Origin of the sequence: Paenibacillus sp. FSL R7-277 (assembly GCF_000517965.1) — a bacterium.
Taxonomy (GTDB): Bacteria; Bacillota; Bacilli; order Paenibacillales; family Paenibacillaceae; genus Paenibacillus_AQ; species Paenibacillus_AQ silagei.
Genome location: NZ_ASPX01000037.1, coordinates 98,239 through 120,653 on the forward strand (window position 1 = coordinate 98,239; position 22,415 = coordinate 120,653).

At 36.9% G+C, this 22,415-nt stretch carries 20 protein-coding genes; 1 reads left to right on the forward strand and 19 read right to left on the reverse strand.

Annotated elements, in window-relative coordinates:
• Positions 1–89 precede the first annotated feature (89 nt).
• Positions 90–1,016: a helix-turn-helix transcriptional regulator gene (locus C173_RS14655; RefSeq protein ID WP_036725988.1), complete on the reverse strand. Its 927-nt coding sequence runs from the start codon at positions 1,014–1,016 to the stop codon at positions 90–92.
• Positions 1,017–1,190: 174 nt separating this feature from the next.
• Here C173_RS14655 and C173_RS34680 point away from each other — a divergent pair, with 174 nt between their 5' ends.
• Complete coding sequence (locus C173_RS34680) at positions 1,191–1,886, forward strand: nuclear transport factor 2 family protein (protein WP_200869544.1); 696 nt, start codon at positions 1,191–1,193, stop codon at positions 1,884–1,886.
• A 253-nt stretch (positions 1,887–2,139) separates the two neighbouring features.
• Here C173_RS34680 and C173_RS14670 read toward each other — a convergent pair whose 3' ends face one another.
• The 18 genes from C173_RS14670 to C173_RS14755 form a co-directional block, all read right to left on the reverse strand.
• Complete coding sequence (locus C173_RS14670) at positions 2,140–2,790, reverse strand: YdcF family protein (RefSeq protein ID WP_036725989.1); 651 nt, start codon at positions 2,788–2,790, stop codon at positions 2,140–2,142.
• A gap of 31 nt (positions 2,791–2,821) precedes the next feature.
• Complete coding sequence (locus C173_RS14675) at positions 2,822–4,231, reverse strand: Coenzyme F420 hydrogenase/dehydrogenase, beta subunit C-terminal domain (protein WP_036725991.1); 1,410 nt, start codon at positions 4,229–4,231, stop codon at positions 2,822–2,824.
• Positions 4,232–4,233: 2 nt separating this feature from the next.
• Complete coding sequence (locus tag C173_RS14680) at positions 4,234–5,772, reverse strand: oligosaccharide flippase family protein (protein WP_036725992.1); 1,539 nt, start codon at positions 5,770–5,772, stop codon at positions 4,234–4,236.
• 36 nt (positions 5,773–5,808) lie between these two features.
• Positions 5,809–6,867: a polysaccharide pyruvyl transferase family protein gene (locus C173_RS14685; protein WP_036725994.1), complete on the reverse strand. Its 1,059-nt coding sequence runs from the start codon at positions 6,865–6,867 to the stop codon at positions 5,809–5,811.
• Between the two features lie 31 nt (positions 6,868–6,898).
• Positions 6,899–8,041, reverse strand: coding sequence for a glycosyltransferase (locus C173_RS14690; RefSeq protein WP_162174694.1), 1,143 nt, complete (start codon positions 8,039–8,041; stop codon positions 6,899–6,901).
• 108 nt (positions 8,042–8,149) lie between these two features.
• Positions 8,150–9,274: a non-hydrolyzing UDP-N-acetylglucosamine 2-epimerase gene (gene wecB, locus C173_RS14695; protein WP_036725997.1), complete on the reverse strand. Its 1,125-nt coding sequence runs from the start codon at positions 9,272–9,274 to the stop codon at positions 8,150–8,152.
• Positions 9,274–10,389: a capsular polysaccharide biosynthesis protein CapF gene (locus C173_RS14700; protein WP_036726091.1), complete on the reverse strand. Its 1,116-nt coding sequence runs from the start codon at positions 10,387–10,389 to the stop codon at positions 9,274–9,276. Before C173_RS14700 ends, wecB begins: the two co-directional genes overlap by 1 nt.
• The gene (locus C173_RS14705) at positions 10,389–11,408 is read right to left on the reverse strand and encodes a polysaccharide biosynthesis protein (RefSeq protein WP_036725998.1); all 1,020 of its coding nucleotides are present in this window, start codon (positions 11,406–11,408) and stop codon (positions 10,389–10,391) included. Before C173_RS14705 ends, C173_RS14700 begins: the two co-directional genes overlap by 1 nt.
• A gap of 83 nt (positions 11,409–11,491) precedes the next feature.
• Positions 11,492–12,748 (reverse strand): glycosyltransferase, encoded by a 1,257-nt coding sequence (locus C173_RS14710; RefSeq protein ID WP_036725999.1) that lies wholly within the window; start codon positions 12,746–12,748, stop codon positions 11,492–11,494.
• Positions 12,745–14,001, reverse strand: a complete 1,257-nt coding sequence (locus C173_RS14715; protein ID WP_036726000.1) for a hypothetical protein — start codon at positions 13,999–14,001, stop codon at positions 12,745–12,747. The genes C173_RS14710 and C173_RS14715 overlap by 4 nt, the downstream gene beginning before the upstream one ends.
• Positions 14,002–14,159: 158 nt before the next feature.
• Positions 14,160–15,248, reverse strand: a complete 1,089-nt coding sequence (locus C173_RS14720) for a glycosyltransferase (protein WP_036726002.1) — start codon at positions 15,246–15,248, stop codon at positions 14,160–14,162.
• Positions 15,245–16,459 (reverse strand): glycosyltransferase family 4 protein, encoded by a 1,215-nt coding sequence (locus tag C173_RS14725; protein WP_036726004.1) that lies wholly within the window; start codon positions 16,457–16,459, stop codon positions 15,245–15,247. The genes C173_RS14720 and C173_RS14725 overlap by 4 nt, the downstream gene beginning before the upstream one ends.
• Before the next feature lie 56 nt (positions 16,460–16,515).
• Positions 16,516–17,139 carry a sugar transferase gene (locus C173_RS14730; RefSeq protein ID WP_200869546.1) on the reverse strand — a complete coding sequence of 208 codons (624 nt, stop codon included), beginning with the start codon at positions 17,137–17,139 and terminating at the stop codon, positions 16,516–16,518.
• A 119-nt stretch (positions 17,140–17,258) separates the two neighbouring features.
• A complete protein-coding gene (locus C173_RS14735) occupies positions 17,259–18,314 on the reverse strand; it encodes a stalk domain-containing protein (protein WP_036726007.1) in 1,056 nt (351 codons plus the stop codon).
• Between the two features lie 2 nt (positions 18,315–18,316).
• Positions 18,317–18,997 carry a hypothetical protein gene (locus C173_RS14740; protein WP_036726009.1) on the reverse strand — a complete coding sequence of 227 codons (681 nt, stop codon included), beginning with the start codon at positions 18,995–18,997 and terminating at the stop codon, positions 18,317–18,319.
• A 23-nt stretch (positions 18,998–19,020) separates the two neighbouring features.
• Positions 19,021–20,853 carry a polysaccharide biosynthesis protein gene (locus C173_RS14745; protein ID WP_036726010.1) on the reverse strand — a complete coding sequence of 611 codons (1,833 nt, stop codon included), beginning with the start codon at positions 20,851–20,853 and terminating at the stop codon, positions 19,021–19,023.
• Between the two features lie 41 nt (positions 20,854–20,894).
• The gene (locus C173_RS14750) at positions 20,895–21,581 is read right to left on the reverse strand and encodes a CpsD/CapB family tyrosine-protein kinase (RefSeq protein ID WP_036726012.1); all 687 of its coding nucleotides are present in this window, start codon (positions 21,579–21,581) and stop codon (positions 20,895–20,897) included.
• Positions 21,562–22,338 (reverse strand): YveK family protein, encoded by a 777-nt coding sequence (locus tag C173_RS14755; protein WP_081751183.1) that lies wholly within the window; start codon positions 22,336–22,338, stop codon positions 21,562–21,564. The genes C173_RS14750 and C173_RS14755 overlap by 20 nt, the downstream gene beginning before the upstream one ends.
• Positions 22,339–22,415 lie beyond the last annotated feature (77 nt).

Genomic DNA, 22,415 nt, shown 5'->3' on the forward strand with positions numbered 1-22,415 from the left:
ATAACGCAGACTGCTGCAGATTAGTCTAATCCGTGAACTACAGGCAACCGGTTTGCCAGGATCGCAAAAAAATAGAGACTCTAGTAGTCTCATAAGGTAAGTCCACCCTTTCGATTCAAATTCCCCATCATCACCTCTATCTTGCTCATAACAGCATCCCGTAGACTTTGAGGCTCCATCGCTTCAATAATCGGACCATAAGAGAGAAAGTAATTTGAAAGCCAATCTCCTTCGGGCATCGATGCGATAACAGTAAAAGATCCATCTTCATGTTTTGTTATTTCTTTTTCACTAAAGTCATCATATATTCTATACGCTCCAGCCGGAGAGATTTTTAACCGAATATCAATAAATTTCTGAACTTGATTATCTGTCGCTTCAGCCGCAGATTCCACTAATGTCTCTTGCTCAAAAACCTCTTCAGTGATTTCAATATTAGCCATACGGGATATTTTGAATGTTCTGTATGTTCTTTTATCATAGCAATATGCTTTCAAATACCATGCCTTATCCTTAAAAATCAATTTATTCGGCTCAACCCTGCGCAAGCTTTTCACACCTGAGGTATTAAAATATTCGAATATAATAATATGTTTACTTATAATTGCCATTTTTAGTGCATGGAAATTTTCTTTGTTTCGTTCATCACTTCCCCAGGGTGAGAAGTCCAATTCAATCCAATTAACATCACTCTTTTTGAAAAGGCTGCTTAATCGTAAAAGAATAGTCTCAATTTCCGGATACCGCGCTGCTGATAGATTCTGCAAGGCGAGCAGTATTTCATCCTGTTCTTTTTCAGAAAGTAATGACTTATTGAGTATAAATTTGTCAAGAATGACGATTCCGCCGCCTCTGCCTTGATTCGTATAGACAGGTATGCCAGCGCTGCTTAATGTCTCAATATCGCGATATATTGTTCTAACCGATACTTCAAAACGGTCGGCAAGCTCTTTCCCCGTAGTTTCTTTTTTCTCAAGTAAGTAATAAACAATGCCGAAAAGTCTGCTGATCTGCATTAAAGCACCTCAATTCAAGTACAGTATATCGTTCTGAACACGACACCAGTGTGTCATATTTGCATATTTTTTAACACAAAACCAGACGGACTGTTGTCAGGTTTTGTCCTTTATATTAAGAAGTGTACAATCAACTGCGGCGTTGTCCGCACATTATAAAGGAGAATGATGATTATGATAAACAAAATTCAATTACCCCAACCGGTTGAGGAACATTTTCATGCGACAAATACAGATGATCCCGCGGCCTTCCTTTCGATCTTTGCCGAGGATGCCGTTGTTTTTGACGCCGGCAAAGAATATCACGGGAAAACCGCTATCAAAGAGTGGAGCAACCACGATTATTTCGAAGTAGGCTTAAGACTAGAAATCATAAATGTCGTTCAGAATGCCAAGCAGATCGTTGTTACCGCAAAATCAGACGGAAATTACGACAAAACCGGACTACCGGACCCCCTCTATCTTGATTTTCATTTTACTGTGCAAGGGGATAAAATTACACGCCTGCACAATGTTCTTTCCTCTAACAGTAGGGCAATTCCTTTGCCGCAGCCTATTGCAGCCTATTATCATGCCTCAGATATCTTTGACGGTGACCTTCTCGCTAACTGCTTTGCAGAGGATGCCATATTAGTTGACAATGGAGAAGAATTTCATGGTCCCGAAGTTATCAGCAAGTTCATTGTGAAGGCAAACAGAGACGCTGCGGGTAGGACTGAAATCACCAATTGTGCGGAGAAAAATGACGAAACGGTTGTCACCGCCACCATTTCAGGTAATTTCAAAGGCAGTCCAATTCCACTGGATTTCCGCTTCACGCTTAATAACGGGAAAATCAAAGCCTTGAATATCGTAGTGTCAGGTGTATAAAGAGGATGGTGGAGAATTTAATTAAGGTAAATCAAGATAAAGAGCAGGTTATCGAAAAGATAACCTGCTGCATATGAACGTCGTCTATGTCTTCTTTGTTAGAATCCTGTTATTATATCCGGCAACTTCCGGACAGGCAATCCCGCCAGCTTCGCGGCGTTATGATTCAGCAGAAACACCTAGTAGTCTCATAAGGTCTCTGTCGTCCTGGTATCACAATTGCAAAGCTGCTGCCTCTACTGTTCCCCCTCCTTCACCCACTGCGGAACCAGCGCTTAATCTGCTTCAGCGAACCCTTCGCTTCCGGGCCATTGTAGCCGAAGGCATTGCCAATCATCTTAATGTATTCGTTAAAAGTCGTCTCCCGGCTATACCGGTCACTCCACCACGCCTTCGCGTTATAGCCCGAGTCCGCCCCGATATAAGTCAGCTCAATCCCCGACTTCTTATACACATGATCAAAGATAAACTTCACCCGCCGCATATGAAAATCCGACGACACCACAATCGCCGACTTGAACCCATGCTGCTTCATAATCGGGAGCGTAAGCTGCGCGTTCTGGTAGGTACTCTCGGCAGCGTCTTCGCTCAGAAGCGCCGTCTCGGGTATTCCCAGGGAGAGGGCTGTTTCGCGCATGTCACCGGCGGGACCGGCCCCCTCCTTAGCGTTAGACAGCAGGAGCTGCGGCGCATAGCCTTCTTTATACAGCTTAACCCCTTGCTCCACCCGTCCTCCCCCGCCGCTAAGGATGATGATGACGTCTGCTTGCTTTGGAGTCTCCGATACGGGAAGGAAACGCCCGGCGCACAGGAGCAGCAAGAGCATTAATAGAATGGGCAAGAACAGAAAGAGAATTCTTTTTCTGCGCTTGCCCGGCTTGTTCCTGGTTAGGTTGGGTCTCATAAGCTACTTCCGGTACTCGCCGCTAAGAATCTTATTTTTTCACTAAACATAGAATTTCTCTTTTTATCCTTCCTAAAGCCCTTTTCATGAAAGAGGGTACCATCATTCTATTGTATTCCTTAATAATCGGGTTCATATAATTTATAAAAGCACCAAAATTCTGTTCACCCTCTGCTACTCTAAATGCATTAAAGCTTTCATGTGAAAGCGACATTCTCATCTCATAAATTCGTTTTCTTTTAAGACTCATCTTATTATTTGGCTTAACTCTCTTTTCAGGTCTCCACTCACTATTGTAATCTTTAAGGTATAACCTATAAGCTAAACCATGTCTTCTATGTCTGAAACCAGAAGCTTGCGATTGATATATTTTCTTTGAACTAATTTTTTGGATGTGAATATCATTTTTATGTTCATCAATTATATTCTTTATTATAGGATTTCGTACTACTACAATATTAGTACCCATACTATCGTTTAAATATTCCGGTAGCCATGCATCCCCAACCGTTACATCAGCAGTTTCTGCCATTACATCATCACAATATTCACAAGCATTGTATTTAAAAAGTCCATGCCCCCAATTCGTCGTATATAAATCTTTGGATGGTGAGCTTAGCACAATTTTCTCAGAATTATATTCTCCTGTAACTTCAACACCATAATCATTGGCACCTCTACCAGTCATTTTCTTTCTAAAATCAATGCTAGTTAAGTCCTCCGGGTTTATTCCGAGCTGCCAACCTATAGATTTTGCAAACAAATCACTTTTCAAATGACCACATACAAGGCCTATAAAAAACTTTATCCTTGCTTTAATTTCCTCATCTTGTTCTGCTAGTAAACGAATAGATTTTATATAGCAGGGAATACCGATTAAAGCATACTTACCCTCATTCTTTTTAACTAATTGTAAAACTTGAGATAATTCTATAGGATAATACTTTGATTTTGCACCATTAGATAAATCGTCCTGACTATAAGAAATTTGATAATCGAACAATTGATTTTCATTTGAAGTATTAGATTTAACGTGAATTATAGCATCCACTAAGTTATGGTTAAGAAGCTGAGAAGCAATCCAATTGCCCATCCCGCCAGATCCTCCCACCTCCCTAAATTCACCAGTCTTAACGTAGCCGGCATAATTCTCCGTATAGTACCCTAAATATTTATCGTACTTAGTATCATCATTTTGACTAAACAATTCTTTAGCTATTTCCGTTTCATTCTTACTGTTACCCGAGAATGGACACACAGATAAAACATTAATCTTCATATCGTTAGTTAACAATTCATTATTAATTAATGGTTTATATTTTCCGTCTTTATCCAATTCCATAGAAACTGGAGAATTGTCTAAGCTTGCACAAGTACCACAGCCAATGCAATAATCATTCTTTATTACAGTGTCAATCAATTCATTAAAAGCCCCACCCATGTTTACACTTCCTTATTAACTGCTTTTTTAATTATCACACTTCTTATTGGATTGAAAATTGATAAAAATAAGTTTTTTTCATATTTATTAAACCCAAGGAACCACATCAAAGTAAAAAAGAAACCTGAAAAAATCAGAATTTTACTCGCATAAAATATCAATCCATTTTTTTCAATTAAATAATTTATACAAAAGCCAACAAATATTGAAATGAGCATTGGTATTGCCATTAAAAATATGTTGAGCCAAAAATCTTTTATATTTATACCAATCTTACGATGATAATAGATATTCATACAAATAATATTTCCAATTACTAAAGAAATTGCTGTTGCTAGAGCAGCACCAATTCCTCCGAAATTTCTTGCTAATGGTAATGATATGGCAACATTTAATATTGCTATAAATATTAAAATAACTGATCTAAATCTTTGCAAGTTTTTAGCATATAAAATCGAAATCCCCACATTTTGTATTAATGGAATAGCCAGAGGTATCATTATTATTAAAACTATGTAGTAAGCATTTCCATAGTTAACTCCTGCCCATAAATTAATAAAGTGTTGGCCAAATAATATAAACCCGCTTAAGATGTACCCCATGATAATAAATTGAAGTCTTCCGTATTTAGTCATTATTTCTGTTAGTTCTATACCAGTGGCTTTATTTGTTACCATCATAGTTACTCTTGGCAAAAACATGCCACTTAAAGATGTAGAAAATTGCATATAAATTCTTATGAACTGCATCGCTATTGCATAAACTGCAACTGGTATTGTTCCAGCAATTATACCTAAAATAAATTGATCTGTATTCCAATATATTTGATCAACAATTACACCTAAAAAAACAAAAAAGGAGTAGCCTATTATCTCCTTTAATAACCTATAATCAATCTTATCGAAACGAAAATTAATCTTTAAATATTTAAAACTATAAAACATGGTGAATATTAAGCTAGTTATATTTATAATTGTAGTAATCAAAACAACGCTAACAGATCCATATCCCCAAAATAGTATTGGCAATGTCATAAGCGGTGTAATGACTGTACGAATTATTGCCAAAAGCTTTATTGCTATAAATCTTTCGTAAGCTTGCATAATTGATCCAAATATACTTAACGGAAAGGAAAGAGAAAAATTAATTATCAAGATTACTATCATTACTCTTGCTTTTGTTAACTCTATTGACGTAAGACTAGAACCAAAAAGGTTATCAATCCTTTTTAATAAAAGAACACCTAAAAAAAGGGTTAAAAAACCTATTATAGAATATAAAATTAAAAACAAGCCATTGAGTTTAGCTTCTGCAAGTTTGTTTCCATCGACCCTATTTTTAGCTGTGTAACGTACAATTGCATTTCCTAATCCCATATCCATAACACTTAAATATGCAGCAATTGAGCCAATAAGTGAATATAGCCCATACTCAGATTGACCTAATAATCGAATCATTATTGGAGTATATAATAAAGCAATTAATAGAGTAACAAAGAGTGAAAAGTATGATAAAAGCGCTCCGTTTTTTATTGAATTCATTTTTAAACAGCTACTTTCGGTATAATATACAAATTTCTATTTCTGCTGTACAAGAGAATTTTCAAGGAAATTAATGGAACCTTTTCTCATTTCCTTTACTTTCTCATCAACTTTCTCCCAATCAATAGTTTCGTTCATTAGCCTATCAATTGTACTTTCATTATATTCATCTATTATTCTATTTTCTAAACCTACTGAATGTAATAAGGTTGTAATCCGATCATTCATCTTAGAACCTTCAACAGGAACAACTAAAAACGGCCGACGGAATACTATAGAAAAAATCGACCCGTGAAATGAATTAGTTAAAACAAACTCTGAGTTTTTCAAAGCATACAACCATTCAGGAATACCTATCGGCTCATTATAATATATCTTATCTTTATCACTGAAATAATTCCCAAAAATATAATTATTTATTTTTAACGAAATATCCTGATTTTTATGCAGCACATAGGAAAACAATTTGTAATGAGATTTTTTATTTATGTGGGCAATTAATTCATTATATTCATTTACATCTAATAGTAGGGTAGGATCTACCACCAAATGTGCATTTAAGCCTAAATTCTCAATTATTGATTTACCTGTGTTTTCGCGAACTCCAATATTATTAAATTTATCCAATTCTGTTTTAACTACATTAGCATTTTCATCAGATAACTTATTAGCACCAAAACTGGTAGCATACGATATTCTTTTTTTACTGGTGCTTACAAAATTCAAATAGTAACTCAAATTAGGCTTATTCTCTGATGATTTCAAGAACCATTCATTCCATACTTGGTCACTGCCGCAAACATACGCATCGTAATCATTGCAATATTTATATAATTGATCATTTGAATGAAATTTCCTTCTTGATAACATCAAATTTTTATTTCTAAACTTATTTATCTTGTATTCTTTTTTCAAATTATTTATTTGTAGTCTTTTAATGTTAGATAAAATTTCTCTTGCTTTAACTTTAAAAGGTACATAATTTATAATTTCAGTTTTGAATCCACTCTTTATCAAGTATCTCTGTAAAGCATAAGCTTGCAACACAGCACCATAATTTGTTGCCCAATGGAATGTAATTGTCCCAATTCTCATTTTATGACCTCAACAATCTATATTATTATTTCTACTTAATAATTGATTCATAAAGCAGTATATAATCTTTATATTTACGCTTCAATTCAAAATTTTCAGCCCATTTAAGAAGATTCTCTTGTTTAAATTTGTTGTTTGACTTGATAGCCTTATAAAAAGTGTCAGCATCATATTTATCAATCACTATTCCACTTTCCGAATTAAGCATTTCTGGTACTGCTGTAAAATTTGATACTATGGCTGGTGTACCACACGCTATTGATTCCACTGTAACTAATCCCATTGTTTCTTCTATACTAGGATTAACAAAATAATCTGCTGAGCTATATATTCCTACTAATTCTTGAGTATTATTTGTTTTAGGTAATCCTAATATATTTGAAGGAATACTTTTCAGTTGCTCTGAGGATAGTCCAACTAAAACAATTTTGTATGATTTATCTACTTTCTTCGCCAATTCAACAAAAATGTCTAAACCCTTACCTTTACTCCAGGGATTTGCAACACCAAGTATAATTTTTTTTTTAGATAAATTATATTTACTCCTAAAATCGCTTTTTATCGGTTTAAAAATATTCAAATCAATTCCATTATTAATAATCTTGACTGGATAACCCCTTAAAAAAGATTGTTTGACTTTATCTGCTAACCATTGGGATGGTGTAACTAGAGTTAAATTTTCAACACCATTAAACCATTCTTTTTTAAGAGAATACATCTTTCTGGTCATATCAATCCGACTTGCTGGATATTCTTTATACTGTGGACATTCGTAACATTGATTTTTCCATTTTTCACAGTTTGTTAAAGTGAAATGTGTACATTGTCCAGTGAAGGCCCAGCAATCATGGAGAGTCCATACTACTTGAATCCTCTTTTTTTTAATGTAATCAAATAATAACTTCAAATTTATATAACAATTATGGAGATTATGAAGATGTATAATATCGGGCTTGATTATATCAATTTTCCTAAGAAATCGCTTTGTGGAAAATATTGAAAATGACCCATTAAGTCCAGTGTAGTAGGCTAACTTCAAATGGACATTCCTCTCAACTATACTTCCAATTGAAACCCCATTTTTTATTACCTTCTTATTACTTGTCCTAGATTTAGCAAAGGATACATAAGAATCATGTCCTTTTTCATCTGCTGCCTCCGAGATATTTAACATAATACTCCCTGTACTCCCAAAGTTTCCAGAATTAATATGCAGTATTTTTAGCCGATTACCCATTTTTCACCTTCATCAATATTTAATTCAATACTAATAACATAGTCTTTATTTTCTCCAAACTACTCTATTCACGTAATCAGTATAAGAGATTATAATCCTTAGTACTTTATCAGAGACATTAGGTTTGCAATAATCTTCTACTGTCACCAAGGAATCTTTGTTTTGCGTTTCCAGTATTTGAAGTCCTTGCAGAATCCTATCTCTATTTAAACCGACCATCATGACCGATCCTTCTTCCATAGCTTCGGGTCTTTCATGTGCCTGTCTAATATTTAATGCTTTCAAATTTAGAATTGAAGATTCCTCACTAATAGTACCACTATCACTGATTACAGCTTTCGAGTTGATTTGAAGCTTAACATAGTCACTAAACCCAAGTGGTTTTAAAATTGTTATTAATGGGTTAAATTCTATGTTTTTTGCTTCTATCATGTTTCGTGTTCTAGGATGGCTACTAACAATAACAGGTATGTTATATTTTTCTGCTATAGCATTCAAAGTATCCACTAAATTCATAAAGTTAATTTCAGAATTAATGTTTTCTTCTCTATGAGCTGACACTACAAAGTACTCTTCTTCTTTAAGTTGTAGTCTTTTTAGTATATCGGATTTCTTGATATCTTCTTTTTTTGAGTTCAGGACTTCATACATAGGACTTCCTGTTTTTATTATAAGATCAGCAGGCAAACCCTCACTTATTAAATATTCTCTTGCTATATCACTATAAGTTAGATTGACATCTGCAATATGATCCACTATTTTCCTATTAGTTTCTTCAGGTACTCTTTGATCAAAACATCTATTACCTGCTTCCATATGAAAAATCGGAATCTGTCTTCTTTTAGCTGCAATAGCGCATAGGCAACTATTTGTATCTCCTAATACCAAAAAAGCATCAGGATTAACTTCGTCCATAATAGGATCAATCTTAATGAGAATATTTCCAATTGTTTCAACTGCATTTCCACTTGCAGCGTTCAGAAAATAATGCGGTTTTTTTAGATTAAAATCTTTAAAAAACACTTCATTTAATTCATAATCGTAATTTTGGCCAGTATGAACAAGTATGTGTTCGATAGCATTGGATTGCTCTAATTTTTTTATGACTGCAGAAAGTCTAATTATTTCAGGTCGAGTACCAACTACAGTCATAACCTTTAATCTTTTCATTAGTTCACCTCCATAAAATAAGTATCGGGTTTTTCAGGATTAAAGTGCTCATTTGCCCACATAACAGTGATCATATCAGTATCATGAAGAAGGTTTTCAATGTTATGAGTGTATCCTACAGGAATATCCACAACCTGCAAGTTATCACCACTCACGAAATATTCCAATACTTTATCTGAACCAATCTTCCGGAAACGAATTACCCCCTTGCCGCTAACAACAAGAAACTTCTCATTTTTTGTATGATGCCAGTGATTTCCTTTCGTTATGCCCGGTTTAGAAATATTAATAGAAACCTGTCCCCGATCCGTTGTCTTAATAAATTCAGTAAAAGAACCTCTTTGATCTTTGTTCATTTTCAATTGATAACTGAATTGATCTTCTGGTAAATAACTTAAATAAGTGCTATACATTTTTTTTGTTAACGCATCAGACATATCTGCAATATCTTTTGTTTCGCGACTCTCTCTAAAAAAACGAATTAAGTCAACAATCTCACCAAGGGTTGATGTATGTGTTACAGGAACTTCAAAAAAATGATCATCTGATTTTTTTGTTTTATTTAAGATATGTATTAATTCTTCTACAACATCATCTATATAAACTAAATTCATTACAACATTAGGATCACTTACTTTAATAGATAGATCACGAGAAATGTTATAACAAAATGTTGCTATGACGCTATTATAGTTAGGTTTGCACCACTTACCAAAAACATTAGGAAAACGATAAATGAATATACTGGCACCTGTAGCTTTATTGTGTTCTATAAGCAATTCTTCACTGGCTCTTTTGCTGATTCCGTAAGCATTATCTTGTAAAGCTTGTACAGAAGATGAAAGCATAATCGGGCAATTATTTTTGTGTTTTTTGAGGAGATCTAAGAGCATAGACAAAAAACCAAAATTACCATCCATAAACTCAGATTGATCCTTTGGACGATTTATTCCTGCAAGGTGAAAGATGAAATCTGCTGATTTACAATAAGCATCGAGCAATAGTGGATCAGTTTCTCTGGAATATTCATATATAGTTATATTATTATGATTCTTTAATTCTACTATAAGATTTTTGGCAATGAACCCTTCTGAACCAGTCACTAGTACATTCATCATGAATTCCAGCCTTTCAGTTGTTCTTGAACAAAATCTAGTTCTATTAATTTTTTCTTAATTTGTTCAATATTTAAAATCTCTGTATTATGTGAATTATATTCATTTTCTGATGATAGTTTTTGATCACCCAATACAAAATACTTGTCATAGTTAAGATCCCTATTATCTGCAGGCACTCTAAAAAAACCTCCCAAATCCTGAGCTACTACATTTTCTTCTCTGGTGAGTAAAGTTTCATATAATTTCTCTCCATGACGAGTACCAATAACTTTTATAGCGTTATCCGAATTAAATAATTCATTGATCGCTAGTGCAAGATCGCCAATAGTTGATGCGGGTGCTTTCTGAACCATAATATCTCCTGCTTCAGCATTTTCAAAAGCAAATATCACAAGTTCAACAGCCTCCTCTAAACTCATAAGGAATCTTGTCATATTTGGATCAGTGACTGTTATGGATTTTCCAGTCTTTATCTGCTCTATGAACAGCGGAATTACCGACCCTCTAGAAGCCATAACATTTCCGTAACGAGTACCACAAATTAAAGTTTTATTAGGATCTACTGTCTTTGCCTTTGCCACAAACACCTTTTCCATCATTGCTTTTGAAATCCCCATTGCGTTGATGGGATATGCAGCTTTGTCGGTTGATAAACAAATAACCTTTTTCACTCCACTCTCAATAGCCGCTGTTAAAACATTATCCGTTCCTAATATATTAGTTTTTACAGCTTCTAATGGAAAAAACTCACATGATGGAACCTGTTTTAAGGCAGCCGCATGAAAAATATAATCGACACCATGCATTGCATTTTTAACGCTTGATAAATCACGTACATCTCCAAGATAGAACTTGAGTTTATCATTATTATATTTTTTCCTCATATCATCTTGTTTCTTTTCATCTCTTGAAAATATGCGTATTTCTTTTATATTAGTATCAAGAAATCTTTTCATAACTGCATTTCCAAATGAACCTGTTCCACCTGTTATTAAAAGTGTATTTTCTGTAAACATGACTATCTCTCCTATAAAGTTAATATTACCTCTAGTTTTCATGGCAATTAATTTTTCATCTAACAAATTAATATTTATTCATCTTATTTAAAAAGCAATTCAATTTCTTCTACAAAAGCTTGTGGTGTGTTTTCATAAAACTTATTTTTCATTTCATTAAAATCTACCCTCTTGCCGATGCTAGAGTCAATAAATTCCTCTACTCTTGAAACATCTTTTTGAATATCTCCATGTTTTTCATTTAGTAACAATGATAATTCATATTTTTCCAAATAAGTTAGACTCGGCTCATTCTCAATTGGATATGTAGAAATTATCGGTTTTCCAGTCGACATATACTCAAAAATTTTACTAGGTACCATAGTAGATATATTATTTCCGATATTAATTAAAATATCAGCATCTCTCAGTACTTTCACTGCCTCCACATGAGGTATGCTTTTTATTATTTTGATTTGATTTCCAACACATTTTTCCATGGCATCATTAATGATTTCTGGGCAAGTATTTTTACCGATTATTGTAAAAGTGTATTTCTCCGATTTTAGCCTACTAAATATCTCCAAAATATATTCAGGATTCCTAATATGATAAGGAATTGAGCCTATATATACTACGTTAATTGTATTCTGATCAAGAATACTAGTTCTAGGAAATTCAGAGTTATTCACACTCAGCAAAGGAATATCAAGATACCTAATTTTAGGGTAATACTCTTGCCGAGCACTATATTGCTCATGATGTTTTCGACTTGATTTCATCACAATTATTTTATTTGCACTTTTCAATAAAACTTTCTCCCATATCAATCCTCTTTTTATAATCCAATCTTTTGAAAACATTTTCGGTCCAGCTCCACCTGATAGTGAATCTAGGAAGTATGGAACAAAATTCACTTCTGGGAATTTTCTTTTAATAAAATATCCAGCGATAAGAGTATCAATTTGTGTATAAGTTGAGATGATACAGTCATATGTTTCATTATCATATGTTTTTCTTGCTTCTTTATAAAAGCGAAAAGTATACAGGGGTGAGATAAGTGGCCAAGTTAATATGCTAAATAATAATTTTATTTTATTTAAAGCAAATGATAGTTTATTAACTAATATAGACAAAATACCATGGTGTTGGTTACACCATGCGTTTAATCGATAAGTCAACCGTGGTTTAATCCTTTTAACAAATATACCATCACTAATCTCGCTTTTAGGAGATTTATATTCTTGATTAGTTATACAAATAACTTTATAGCCTCTAACATTCAATTCTTTCATTATCGCCTCAACGCAAATACCATTTGCAGACAATTTTTCCCCAACCAAAAACAGTATAGTTCTCATATTCCCCCTCCTACAACAAGGGTATTAACTTGTTTATTCTGATTCATATTTTTAGTTCCATAAAATATTAGTACATACATAAAAGCAATCCTTATAAAATCCTCACTTATAATTACTAAAAACAATGCTATCGCGATAAGAAATCTTGAAAAATTCCCAGTTTTAAAATTCAATACATTCCTTATATAGTAGTAATTACAAGGAAGTCCCCACAACAATCCAAAAAGAGCAAACCAATTAATTGGAGTGAAGGTTGGCATAGTGTAGATTTTCTCAGCAGCCATTTTTAAATATTGACTATAACCAATACCAATAAACGGCGATTTTATGAATTCATAAAAAGGATAAATAATAGCATTAACCCGTACAGTAGTAGAAAAATTTGAATTTCCACTTTCAGAAAATAAACCTTCAAGTTTTCCGAACAATAAACGAATATAATTTTCAGGCATGAACTTTATTGCTAATAAGGATATTATAGCTATAAGTATTACATATTTAAAATTTGATTTGTATTTAATTAAAAAATTAGATTTTATTAAAAATGCTAATAAAATAGGAACAAGAACAATATAACCAGTAGTTGAAAAGGTAGTAATAATTGCAACAATAAATCCTAAAACATATCTTTTTCTCGTTTCATTTTTTGCAAACAACTCAAAAATCAAAGCTAAATTCAAGTATACTTGAAATGCACCGGGTTCCCAAAAAAGACCATAATTTCTATTAAATTCAGCTCCAGGTAAAACAACTGCAAAAAACAAATTATGAACCTCAACTCCTACTCTGTATCCAATTACTGGAGTAAAAACAAAAATAGAAGGAATAATAGATACTACAAGAAAAACAAGTATAGAAAAAACGGATAAAAAATACATCAATTTAAGGTATATATCAACAAATCTTTCAAAGGAATATGCTAATGTAACTAAATAACCAGAAAGAACAGCAAAAATTATTATTAAATGATTATAGAGGCCATCTCCATAAATAAAAGAAGATATTAAAGATACTATAATTAATAATAATAACAACAAGTAGCCTCTAGCGTTAAAATTCTCCTTGAAATTTCTTCTATTTATAAAAACACCTAACACGGAAGCTAAAAATAAAATAACCACTGATACAATACCCGGTATTATCCCTGCAACAGTAGAAAAATATGAGGATGTCATATATATTAAAACAAAAACTATAATATAAGCACTGTGGCTTTCTTTTAAATTTTTTTTTTTTGTATAATATTGTTGCAACTCTTCCCCTCCTGTTCAAAAAATATAAATCTAATTGTATTCTGAATTATTCTCAGCTGATTTAATTACACGTTTCTCCTCAACTCTATGTAAACTTAACGATTTGATCTTTAAGGAAACCATTCTTTTTATAACACAGTTGAATACCTAAATCTAAGTTATGAATTAATAATATTCTGGATTTTATTAGCTCCTTTTTTGTATTCACTTAGAATATCATCTAATTCATGATCACAACTTTGAACAAAAGTGCTCCAAGATATTGAATTATAATAATTAAACAAATCATCAGCAAAAGAAATATTATTGGGATTACAAATAAATCCAATCTTGCTATGTGCAACGCGCCCCCCCATAAATGAACCCTCATTACAAAGTTGGGGAATATAAAAAATAAGTCCATCATAATACTTATTTGCCATTGCTGGTTGTGTCATCTTATCATTTTCATACATATTATGGATAATTTCGGTGTTTTTAGCGAAGCCATATCTTTCAACAGGTTTGTATTCCCCATGAAAATAAACATTATCTATTGATTTTGTTTCGCAATATCGCTTCAGATTATGCGCAGTCTCTTGTTCTCGTCCATGATAATGAAGTTCAAATCTTTCATCATTCGCTACTCGATCAATAATAGTTTTATTGATCGATTCATGTCTTATAAACCCCCAATATCTAATTCTAATAGGTTTTACAATTCGTGACTCATTACGTCTAATATCTCTATAATCAAGAGAATCTATTAAAATATTATGAGAGGTATATATATAATCCAAAACAGGTAGATAAATTCTAAATGCATCTGAACTGACAAAAGTTGCTATGGAGTTTTTCACAAGTTTATGAATAAGCTTTTTATAAAACTTAAAACTCTCAAAGGTTACATCTCGATAATCTAATATATATTTCTTAGAATAATGTTTTTCTAAAGTATCATTTAGCAGTACACCTGGCAGTGTATGCATTACAACCACCAAATCAAACTTGTTTTTCATCAACAGCTTCTTCGCATTTTTACGATATTTAGAAAAACTTCTTAATTTCTTAATTTTCGGCACTTCATCTTCTTGTAACATTTTAAATTCGTGTAATTTCACTTTATTAGGAAGTTGGATTTCTTTTTTTCCATCTCTATTCCAATATAGTAAGTGAATTTCATTATCTTCTTTATAAAATTGATTTAGATAAAAATTCATATATGGCATGTAAGCAATCTTCGTAAAACCTATCAATAATATTTTCATTTTGCTATCACCTTAAGTTCATTCAAAATATCTATAAACTTTTTAGTATTTCTAGTACTAGAGTAATTATTTTCTCCAAATACTTTGGCTTTATCAGCCATTTTCTTTACTTTTTCAGGATTAAGATATAAATCTAATATTACTTCTGCTAATTGTTTATGATCACTATTTGATACAGATACACCGATTTCGTTATCATTGAACATTGAATAATATTCTGAATTAGGCTCAACTGAGTTTACTATTGCTCGATGGCAGGCCATTAAAATAGGTGCCTTACTAGGAACTCCGTTACCTATTACACCTTTATTCAAAGGAATAATACAAATTGAACATGCACTATATACATCTGGAACAATTTCTAAAGGTTGTAAAGGATAAAACATTATATTTTTCAGATCGCGGTTTATAACTTCATTCATAAATCTCTCTTTTACATTTCCGTCTCCAACTATCTGAAATAAAATTGACTTGTTATCTCTTAAATGAGTTGCAGCTTCCAAAATTGCTTTATAATTAAAAACATATCCAATTGTCCCTGCAAATTGAACATAAAATTTATCAGCAGGAATATTGTATTTTTTAATAAATTTATTATCTTCTAAAGGTATTTCTTTAATAGCTTTATCATCGTACCAAGCAGGGATGACTTGTATTTTTTCCAATGGAACTCCTTCGTCCATTATCTTTGCCTTCATGTCATCTGACAAAACCGTAATAACTGTGCTTAATTTATAAGTAGTCTTTTGGATAAGCTTAAGGATATTAAATACAAATTTGTTTTTAATCACTCCTATATCATAAGCATGTCCAGGAAAGATATCATAAATGTTATATATTATAGGTTTTCTATAGAAAATTTTTAGCAGTAATAATTGATATACTACAGTAGGGCATGACTGTAAGAAAACAAAATCAGCATCTTTAATCTTACGCCATTTCTTAAAACTATTAATCGCATACCATGCTTCATCCAAGTAACGTTTAATAAAACTTGTCTTATCTATAATTTGTCTATCAACCACATCATATGTAAAACCAACTTTATCTTTCAATATTGAAGGAATATCTGGATTAACTTTCTTTCTTCTGCTTTGTATCAAGTGAACTTCAAAGCCTGCTTCTAAAATATCATTTATTAATACCATGGCCATTTGATTATTTGGCCCCGGAGTATCAAAACCTTCTGTAGTAATAAACAATAGCTTCATTCCGTATATCTCCCTTTAGGATGGAATTAATGAACTTCATCCACTTTGAACGTCCATTACTTAATTTCATTTCCTACTATATTTCCCTGTATGTCTCTCACTTCTTTACTACCTTCAACTATACCTTCACTTTTTAAAACGTTCATAAAAGTTTTAACAAAACACTTTGCATCTATAACAAAACCTATTTTCTTAGTATATTCTCCATCAAATATAGCTTTGTTTCCAATTCCCAACTCATCCCGCCCATTAACCTGCGCCCACCCAGTTAAACCAGGCTTAATCTCATTCGCCCCATACTTATCTCGCTCTGCAATCAGGTCATACTGGTTCCACAGCGCAGGGCGCGGGCCTACTATGCTCATGTCGCCTTTGAGAATATTTATAATCTGAGGAAGCTCATCAAGGCTTGTCTTCCTGAGGAATTTGCCTACTTTGGTGATGAAGAAGTCAGGATCTTGCAGCAAATGTGTAGGCATATCGCTTGGTGTATCTGTGCGCATAGTTCTAAACTTCAGAATATAGAACTCTTTCTTGTTCCTGCCTAACCGCTTTTGCCGGAATAGAACAGGTCCTTTAGATGTGGACTTGATCACCATGGCGATAATCAAGAAAAAAGGCCATAACAGGAGCATTCCGATTAGAGCCAATATGAAATCTAAAGTTTGTTTGACGATCATATAAGGCTTCATACATTCACCTTGTCCTTGAGATACTATGGTTTACAGCTACGGTTGAATAGAATGCATCCTACAACTGTAAACCATGTTTGTTCTGATATTGATACTTTTCAAGCCTATTATTTCCCCAAACCCTCAGCCGCAGCTCTACCATTATCCAGTTCAGCCTCAAAGGCAGCTCTATACTGAGCAATAATAGCTGTGCTATACCCATTAGTGTTTAGTTTTTGTTCAGCGTCAGCGATTATACTGTTAAATGAGGCTTTAAAAGAAGCTAGTTGCTCTATCCCTTTGGCCTTGATACTTTGCTTAGTTGCAGCATCTGTAGCATTCACATATTCCAAAGCAATTCCAAACAAAGTAGAAGTACTTTGTGATTTTAGCGCATTTAACTTCGCCTCAGTCTCACTAGTAATACTCTCATAAGAAACCTTACCGGACCCTGTTCCTGCCGATCCTGAGCCGCCTGCTGCTGCTCCACCTGGTTCAGCCGCTGGGGTGGCTGCCGGTGCCGGGGTTGCACTTGCAGTTGGACTAGTTCCCTTGTCGGTTGGTTTCGCCGAAGCCGTATTTTCTTCGTAGTTCTTGGAGTTTGCTGTTATGGTCTTTGTTTTCGGATTCCAGCTAATGGAATTTCCTACAGATTCCGATAAGAATCTTAGGGGGACATAGATCGAGCCGTTCAGCAGATAACTGGACTGGCCTTTGGGTAATGCCTTCGTACTCCCGCTAAATACATAACTTGCATTAACGTTGTTCAGCGTAATATTCTTGGCTGCAAAAGAAGGACTGGAAGTCGCATTCATCAGGTATTCCTTGATGACTACCATCTCTGAGCTGCTTGGCTCAGCTACGGTTACCTTCAGGTTCTTAGCATCCCAGCTCACGCTCTTCTGCAGGGCATACGACATGAAGCGCAAAGGGACATAGGTGGTGTTATTGTACATGAACACATGTTGTCCAGCGGGCGGCTGTAGTGCTACACCGTCGAATAGCATGGTCACATCCACATTCTGTACTTTGATAGCATTGGACGCTTTGAGGGGCGCTGCTGTTGCAGCGGCTACAGGAGTAGCTGCCGCTACGGTGGTAACCGGAGCCGATGCTGTCAGGGGCTCACAGCCCATTAAGGCTACGCTCAGAAGTGCTGCTGCAGGAATCTTGATCTTGAACATGCCTATTCACTTCCTTTTTCTTGGGCTTTGAGCTGTTCTTCTTCAGCCAGGATTTGATCCCGGGTCTTGCCTTGGCTAACGCCGTACTTCTTGGCAATCTGAGCAAGCTCGTTATACTGCTCTTCTGAGACCTTGCCGAGGATAATGCTACGGGCTTCCCGCTTCTCTTCATTGGTTAGGCCGCCTTGGGCTAACTCTTGCAATCTCTTAATATCTGATACACTGAGCTGCTTAGCTACGATCGCTGCCACATTCGCTTTATCTGTGATCGTTACGTTCTCTTGAACTTCCTTGGCCTTGTCCGTTGAAATATGGGCTAGTCCATCCACACCCGCAGGTGTTGGAGCAGGAGTGCTTGCAGGCTTATCTGTATTGGCAGACTTGTCTGTACCAGTAGTAGTCTGATCTCCGGTCCCGCTGGATGCAGGCGTACCATCCGGTGCAGAGCTTGAAGCCGGATCAGCGGAAGCTGCTGGCTCCGCAGACGGGTCACTATCTGCTACGACAGGTTCAATCACTTGTCCTTGAGGGACACTAGGCGTATTACCAGTTTCCACATCGAAGCCGCCTGCCATGGAGTTCATCAGCTTATCGACAGCATAATTGGCCGCGAATAGCCCGCCAACACCTAACACCACGATGACCGACAGCGTCCAGATCAATACTTTTTTCCATCTTTTCACTTCAGGTACCTCCACATCTCTAATTAGCTAATGGCTGCCTGGATGACTGGCTGCATCGGTACGATCTGGTTAATCACTTCGCGGATGGCTTCTGCATCTTCGGTGATAACCCGTTCCAACCGTTTGAATTCAAGCTCCATCTGACTCCGGGTGAAAACATTAGGTCTGCCGATGAAGATCCGGTCATGCTGAGTGGAACCCAGGTTCTCCTCGTCGGTCAGCAGTTCTTCATACAGCTTCTCGCCTTCACGGATGCCGGAGAAGGTGATGTCGATGTCCTTGTAAGGCTCGTAACCCGACAGTGTTATCAGGTCCTCCGCAAGCGTCAGGATCTTAACCGGTTCACCCATATCCAGAACAAAGACTTCTCCGCCATTCGCGAAGGAACCGGACTGGATCACCAGTTGAACCGCCTCGGGAATAGTCATGAAGTAACGGACCATCTCGGGATGCGTTACAGTGACAGGCCCACCCGCTGCAATCTGTTGCTTGAAGGCGGGAATGACACTGCCCCGGCTGCCTAGTACGTTACCGAACCGTACCGCAGAGAACTTGGTAGAGCTTGTTACATTGAGACTCTGCACATACATCTCAGCAATCCGCTTCGTGGCTCCCATGACGCTGGTAGGGTTGACGGCCTTGTCGGACGAGATCATCACGAAGCGCTCTGCACCATACATGTCTGCACAGTCGGCTACATTGCGGGTCCCAAAGACATTATTCTTGATGGCTTCGGAGGGGTTGCGCTCCATCAGAGGAACGTGCTTATGTGCTGCTGCATGAAAGACCACCTGCGGCTTGTAGCTCTGGAATACATCCATTAACCGGGTACGGTCCTGAATATCAGCAATTACGGTCACGATCTCCAGGTAAGGGAAGCTCTTGCGCAGCTCCATCTCAATCGTATAGATACTGTTCTCGCCGTGTCCCAGAATTAACAGCTTGTCCGGTGCAAAAGGGGATATCTGGCGGCATAGCTCTGATCCGATCGAACCGCCTGCGCCCGTAACCAGTACGGTCTTGTTATGAACATAGCCCAGAATACTGTTCATGTCTGCAACAATCGGTTCACGGCCCAGAAGGTCTTCTACGCTGACATCGCGGAGCTTCTTGACAGAGATCTTGCCAGCGATCAGGTCATTCAGTGCCGGAATAATCTTCAGCTTCGCACCTGTAGCCTTGGCCAGATTAATAATCTCGGATATTTGGGTTCTGGAGACCGAGGGCATCGCAATAATAATCTCGTGAATCTCCTTCTCCTTCACAATCCGCGGAATATCATAACGGTTACCCAGTACAGGTACACCCAGAATGGACAGGTGATATTTATCTGCGCTGTCATCAATGAATCCAACCAGCCGGGTGCCCGCGAAGGAAGGTCCCGTCAGTTCTTTGGCAATCAGGATTCCGCAATCTCCGGCCCCGACAATAAGCGTATGAAGCTCAGTATTCTTATTGTTGCTCCGGTCACTGCGGAAGACTCTCCAGAAGAAGCGGACGCCCCCCACCAGTAGCAGAACCGTCTCCATCGACCGGATGGCTATGCTGAATGGCACGCGCTCAGGCAGGATGATATAAGCAGCAGCATATGACAATACTGATCCTACTACAATAGCTTTGAGGACCGAGATAATCTCGTTAATACTGGCATATTGCCACATTCTGCGGTAGAGTCCGAAGTAGACCAGGCTTCCCCCAACCGCCACCGTGGAGATTACGCCGAACACGATCATCTGTACCACATATTCCGGCGGAATCTCATTGTAGAACCGGAACAGGTAGGACGTCACGATGCTGAACCATATGATCGCAATATCGATCATGAATAACACCAACACTCTGGTTTTCGCTGTCATTTTCAGTGCCTCCAAAAATAACATTTTATCTATTGAACAATTCAATTGCCGTAGTAGTAATAATAGTAGCCTTCACTGGCCTTGCGCTTCACATTGTTAAGGACCACGCCCAGCATCTTGGCCCCGACCCGGTCCAGATTGGCCTTCGCCTTAGCTGCAATATCGCGCTTCACCTTACCGTAGCTGACCACCATAATTACGCCATCACTCTTGGAGGCAACAATCTGTGCATCTGTAACGGCCAATAGCGGCGGTGTATCAATCAGAATGACATCATATAATTGGCGCAGCTCCTGCAGCACCGCACTCATCCGGTTGGAGGCCATCATCTCCGCAGGATTCGGAGGAATCGGGCCGGAGGTCATCAGATACAGGTTGTTCACACCGGACTCCTGAATCACGTCGGACAAATTCGCTTGCTGCGAGAGCAAGGAGGACAACCCATACCGGTTACTCAGTGAGAAAGTCTTATGCGCTGTAGGCTTACGTAAGTCACCGTCGATCAGCAGCACCTTCTTATCCGCTTGCGCGTACGCAGCGGCCAGGTTGGCAGTAACGGTTGATTTCCCTTCCTCCGGTCCGGAAGAAGTGACCATAATAATCTGGATCTGTTCATCTACAGAGGAGAAATCTATGTTCGTGCGCAGTGCCCGAAAGGCTTCGGATACCGGCGAACGCGGGTTGGTCACGGTGATCAGATGACGTTGTTTATTTGGCTGCTGTGACATGCTCGAGTTCCCCCGCCTTTCTGCTCTGTGTCTGAGCCTGCTGCCCGGTGGTCTTGGTCTCTTCCTGCCCCAGCCGCGTAATCATAGCTATAGTCGGAAGTCCAAGGTATTTCTTAATGTCGTCTTCTGTCTTCAGCGTATCATCGAGATACTCCAGCAGGAAGGCAATCCCCAGACCAATCATCAGGGATACGATAAAAGCAATGGCGAGGTTCATGACTACATTCGGCTCTACCGGTCCGGGTGCAACTGGCGGATTAAGCTTGGCTTCGTTGAGGATGGACACATTCTGTACGTTGAACAAGGACGGAATCTCCTGCTTAAATACAAGTGATATGGCATTCACGATCTCTGCGGCTCTCTGGTATGAATTATCTCGAACGACAAGTGTCATCACCTGCGTATTATTTACAGAACTCACGTTAACCTTCTTCAGCATTTCCTCTGCCGTAATCCCGAATTGCGGGTAGTTCTTAGCCACAACATCGAGGATCGCCGGAGTCTTGATAATTTCCTTGTACGTATTGATCAGCTGAATGTTGGTATTGATCTGATTCAGATCCAGCTGTGCTGCCGTAGCTTGGGTAGGCGTCTGATTAACGATGATCTTCGTTGAAGCTTCATAGACCGGATTCTTGATATATAAGCTGTAGATCGAGGCAAGAATACAAGCCACGATAACAATGCTGATAATCATCCACAGTCTCTTCCTGACAATCTGGAAATAATCGCGCAAATCCAATTCTTGTGCTGACAAGTGCATTTCCCTCCAAGCTGTAAATTCTTATACCCTATATCCTAAAAAAGCGCCTCCTCTCTATACGACGAGAGGAG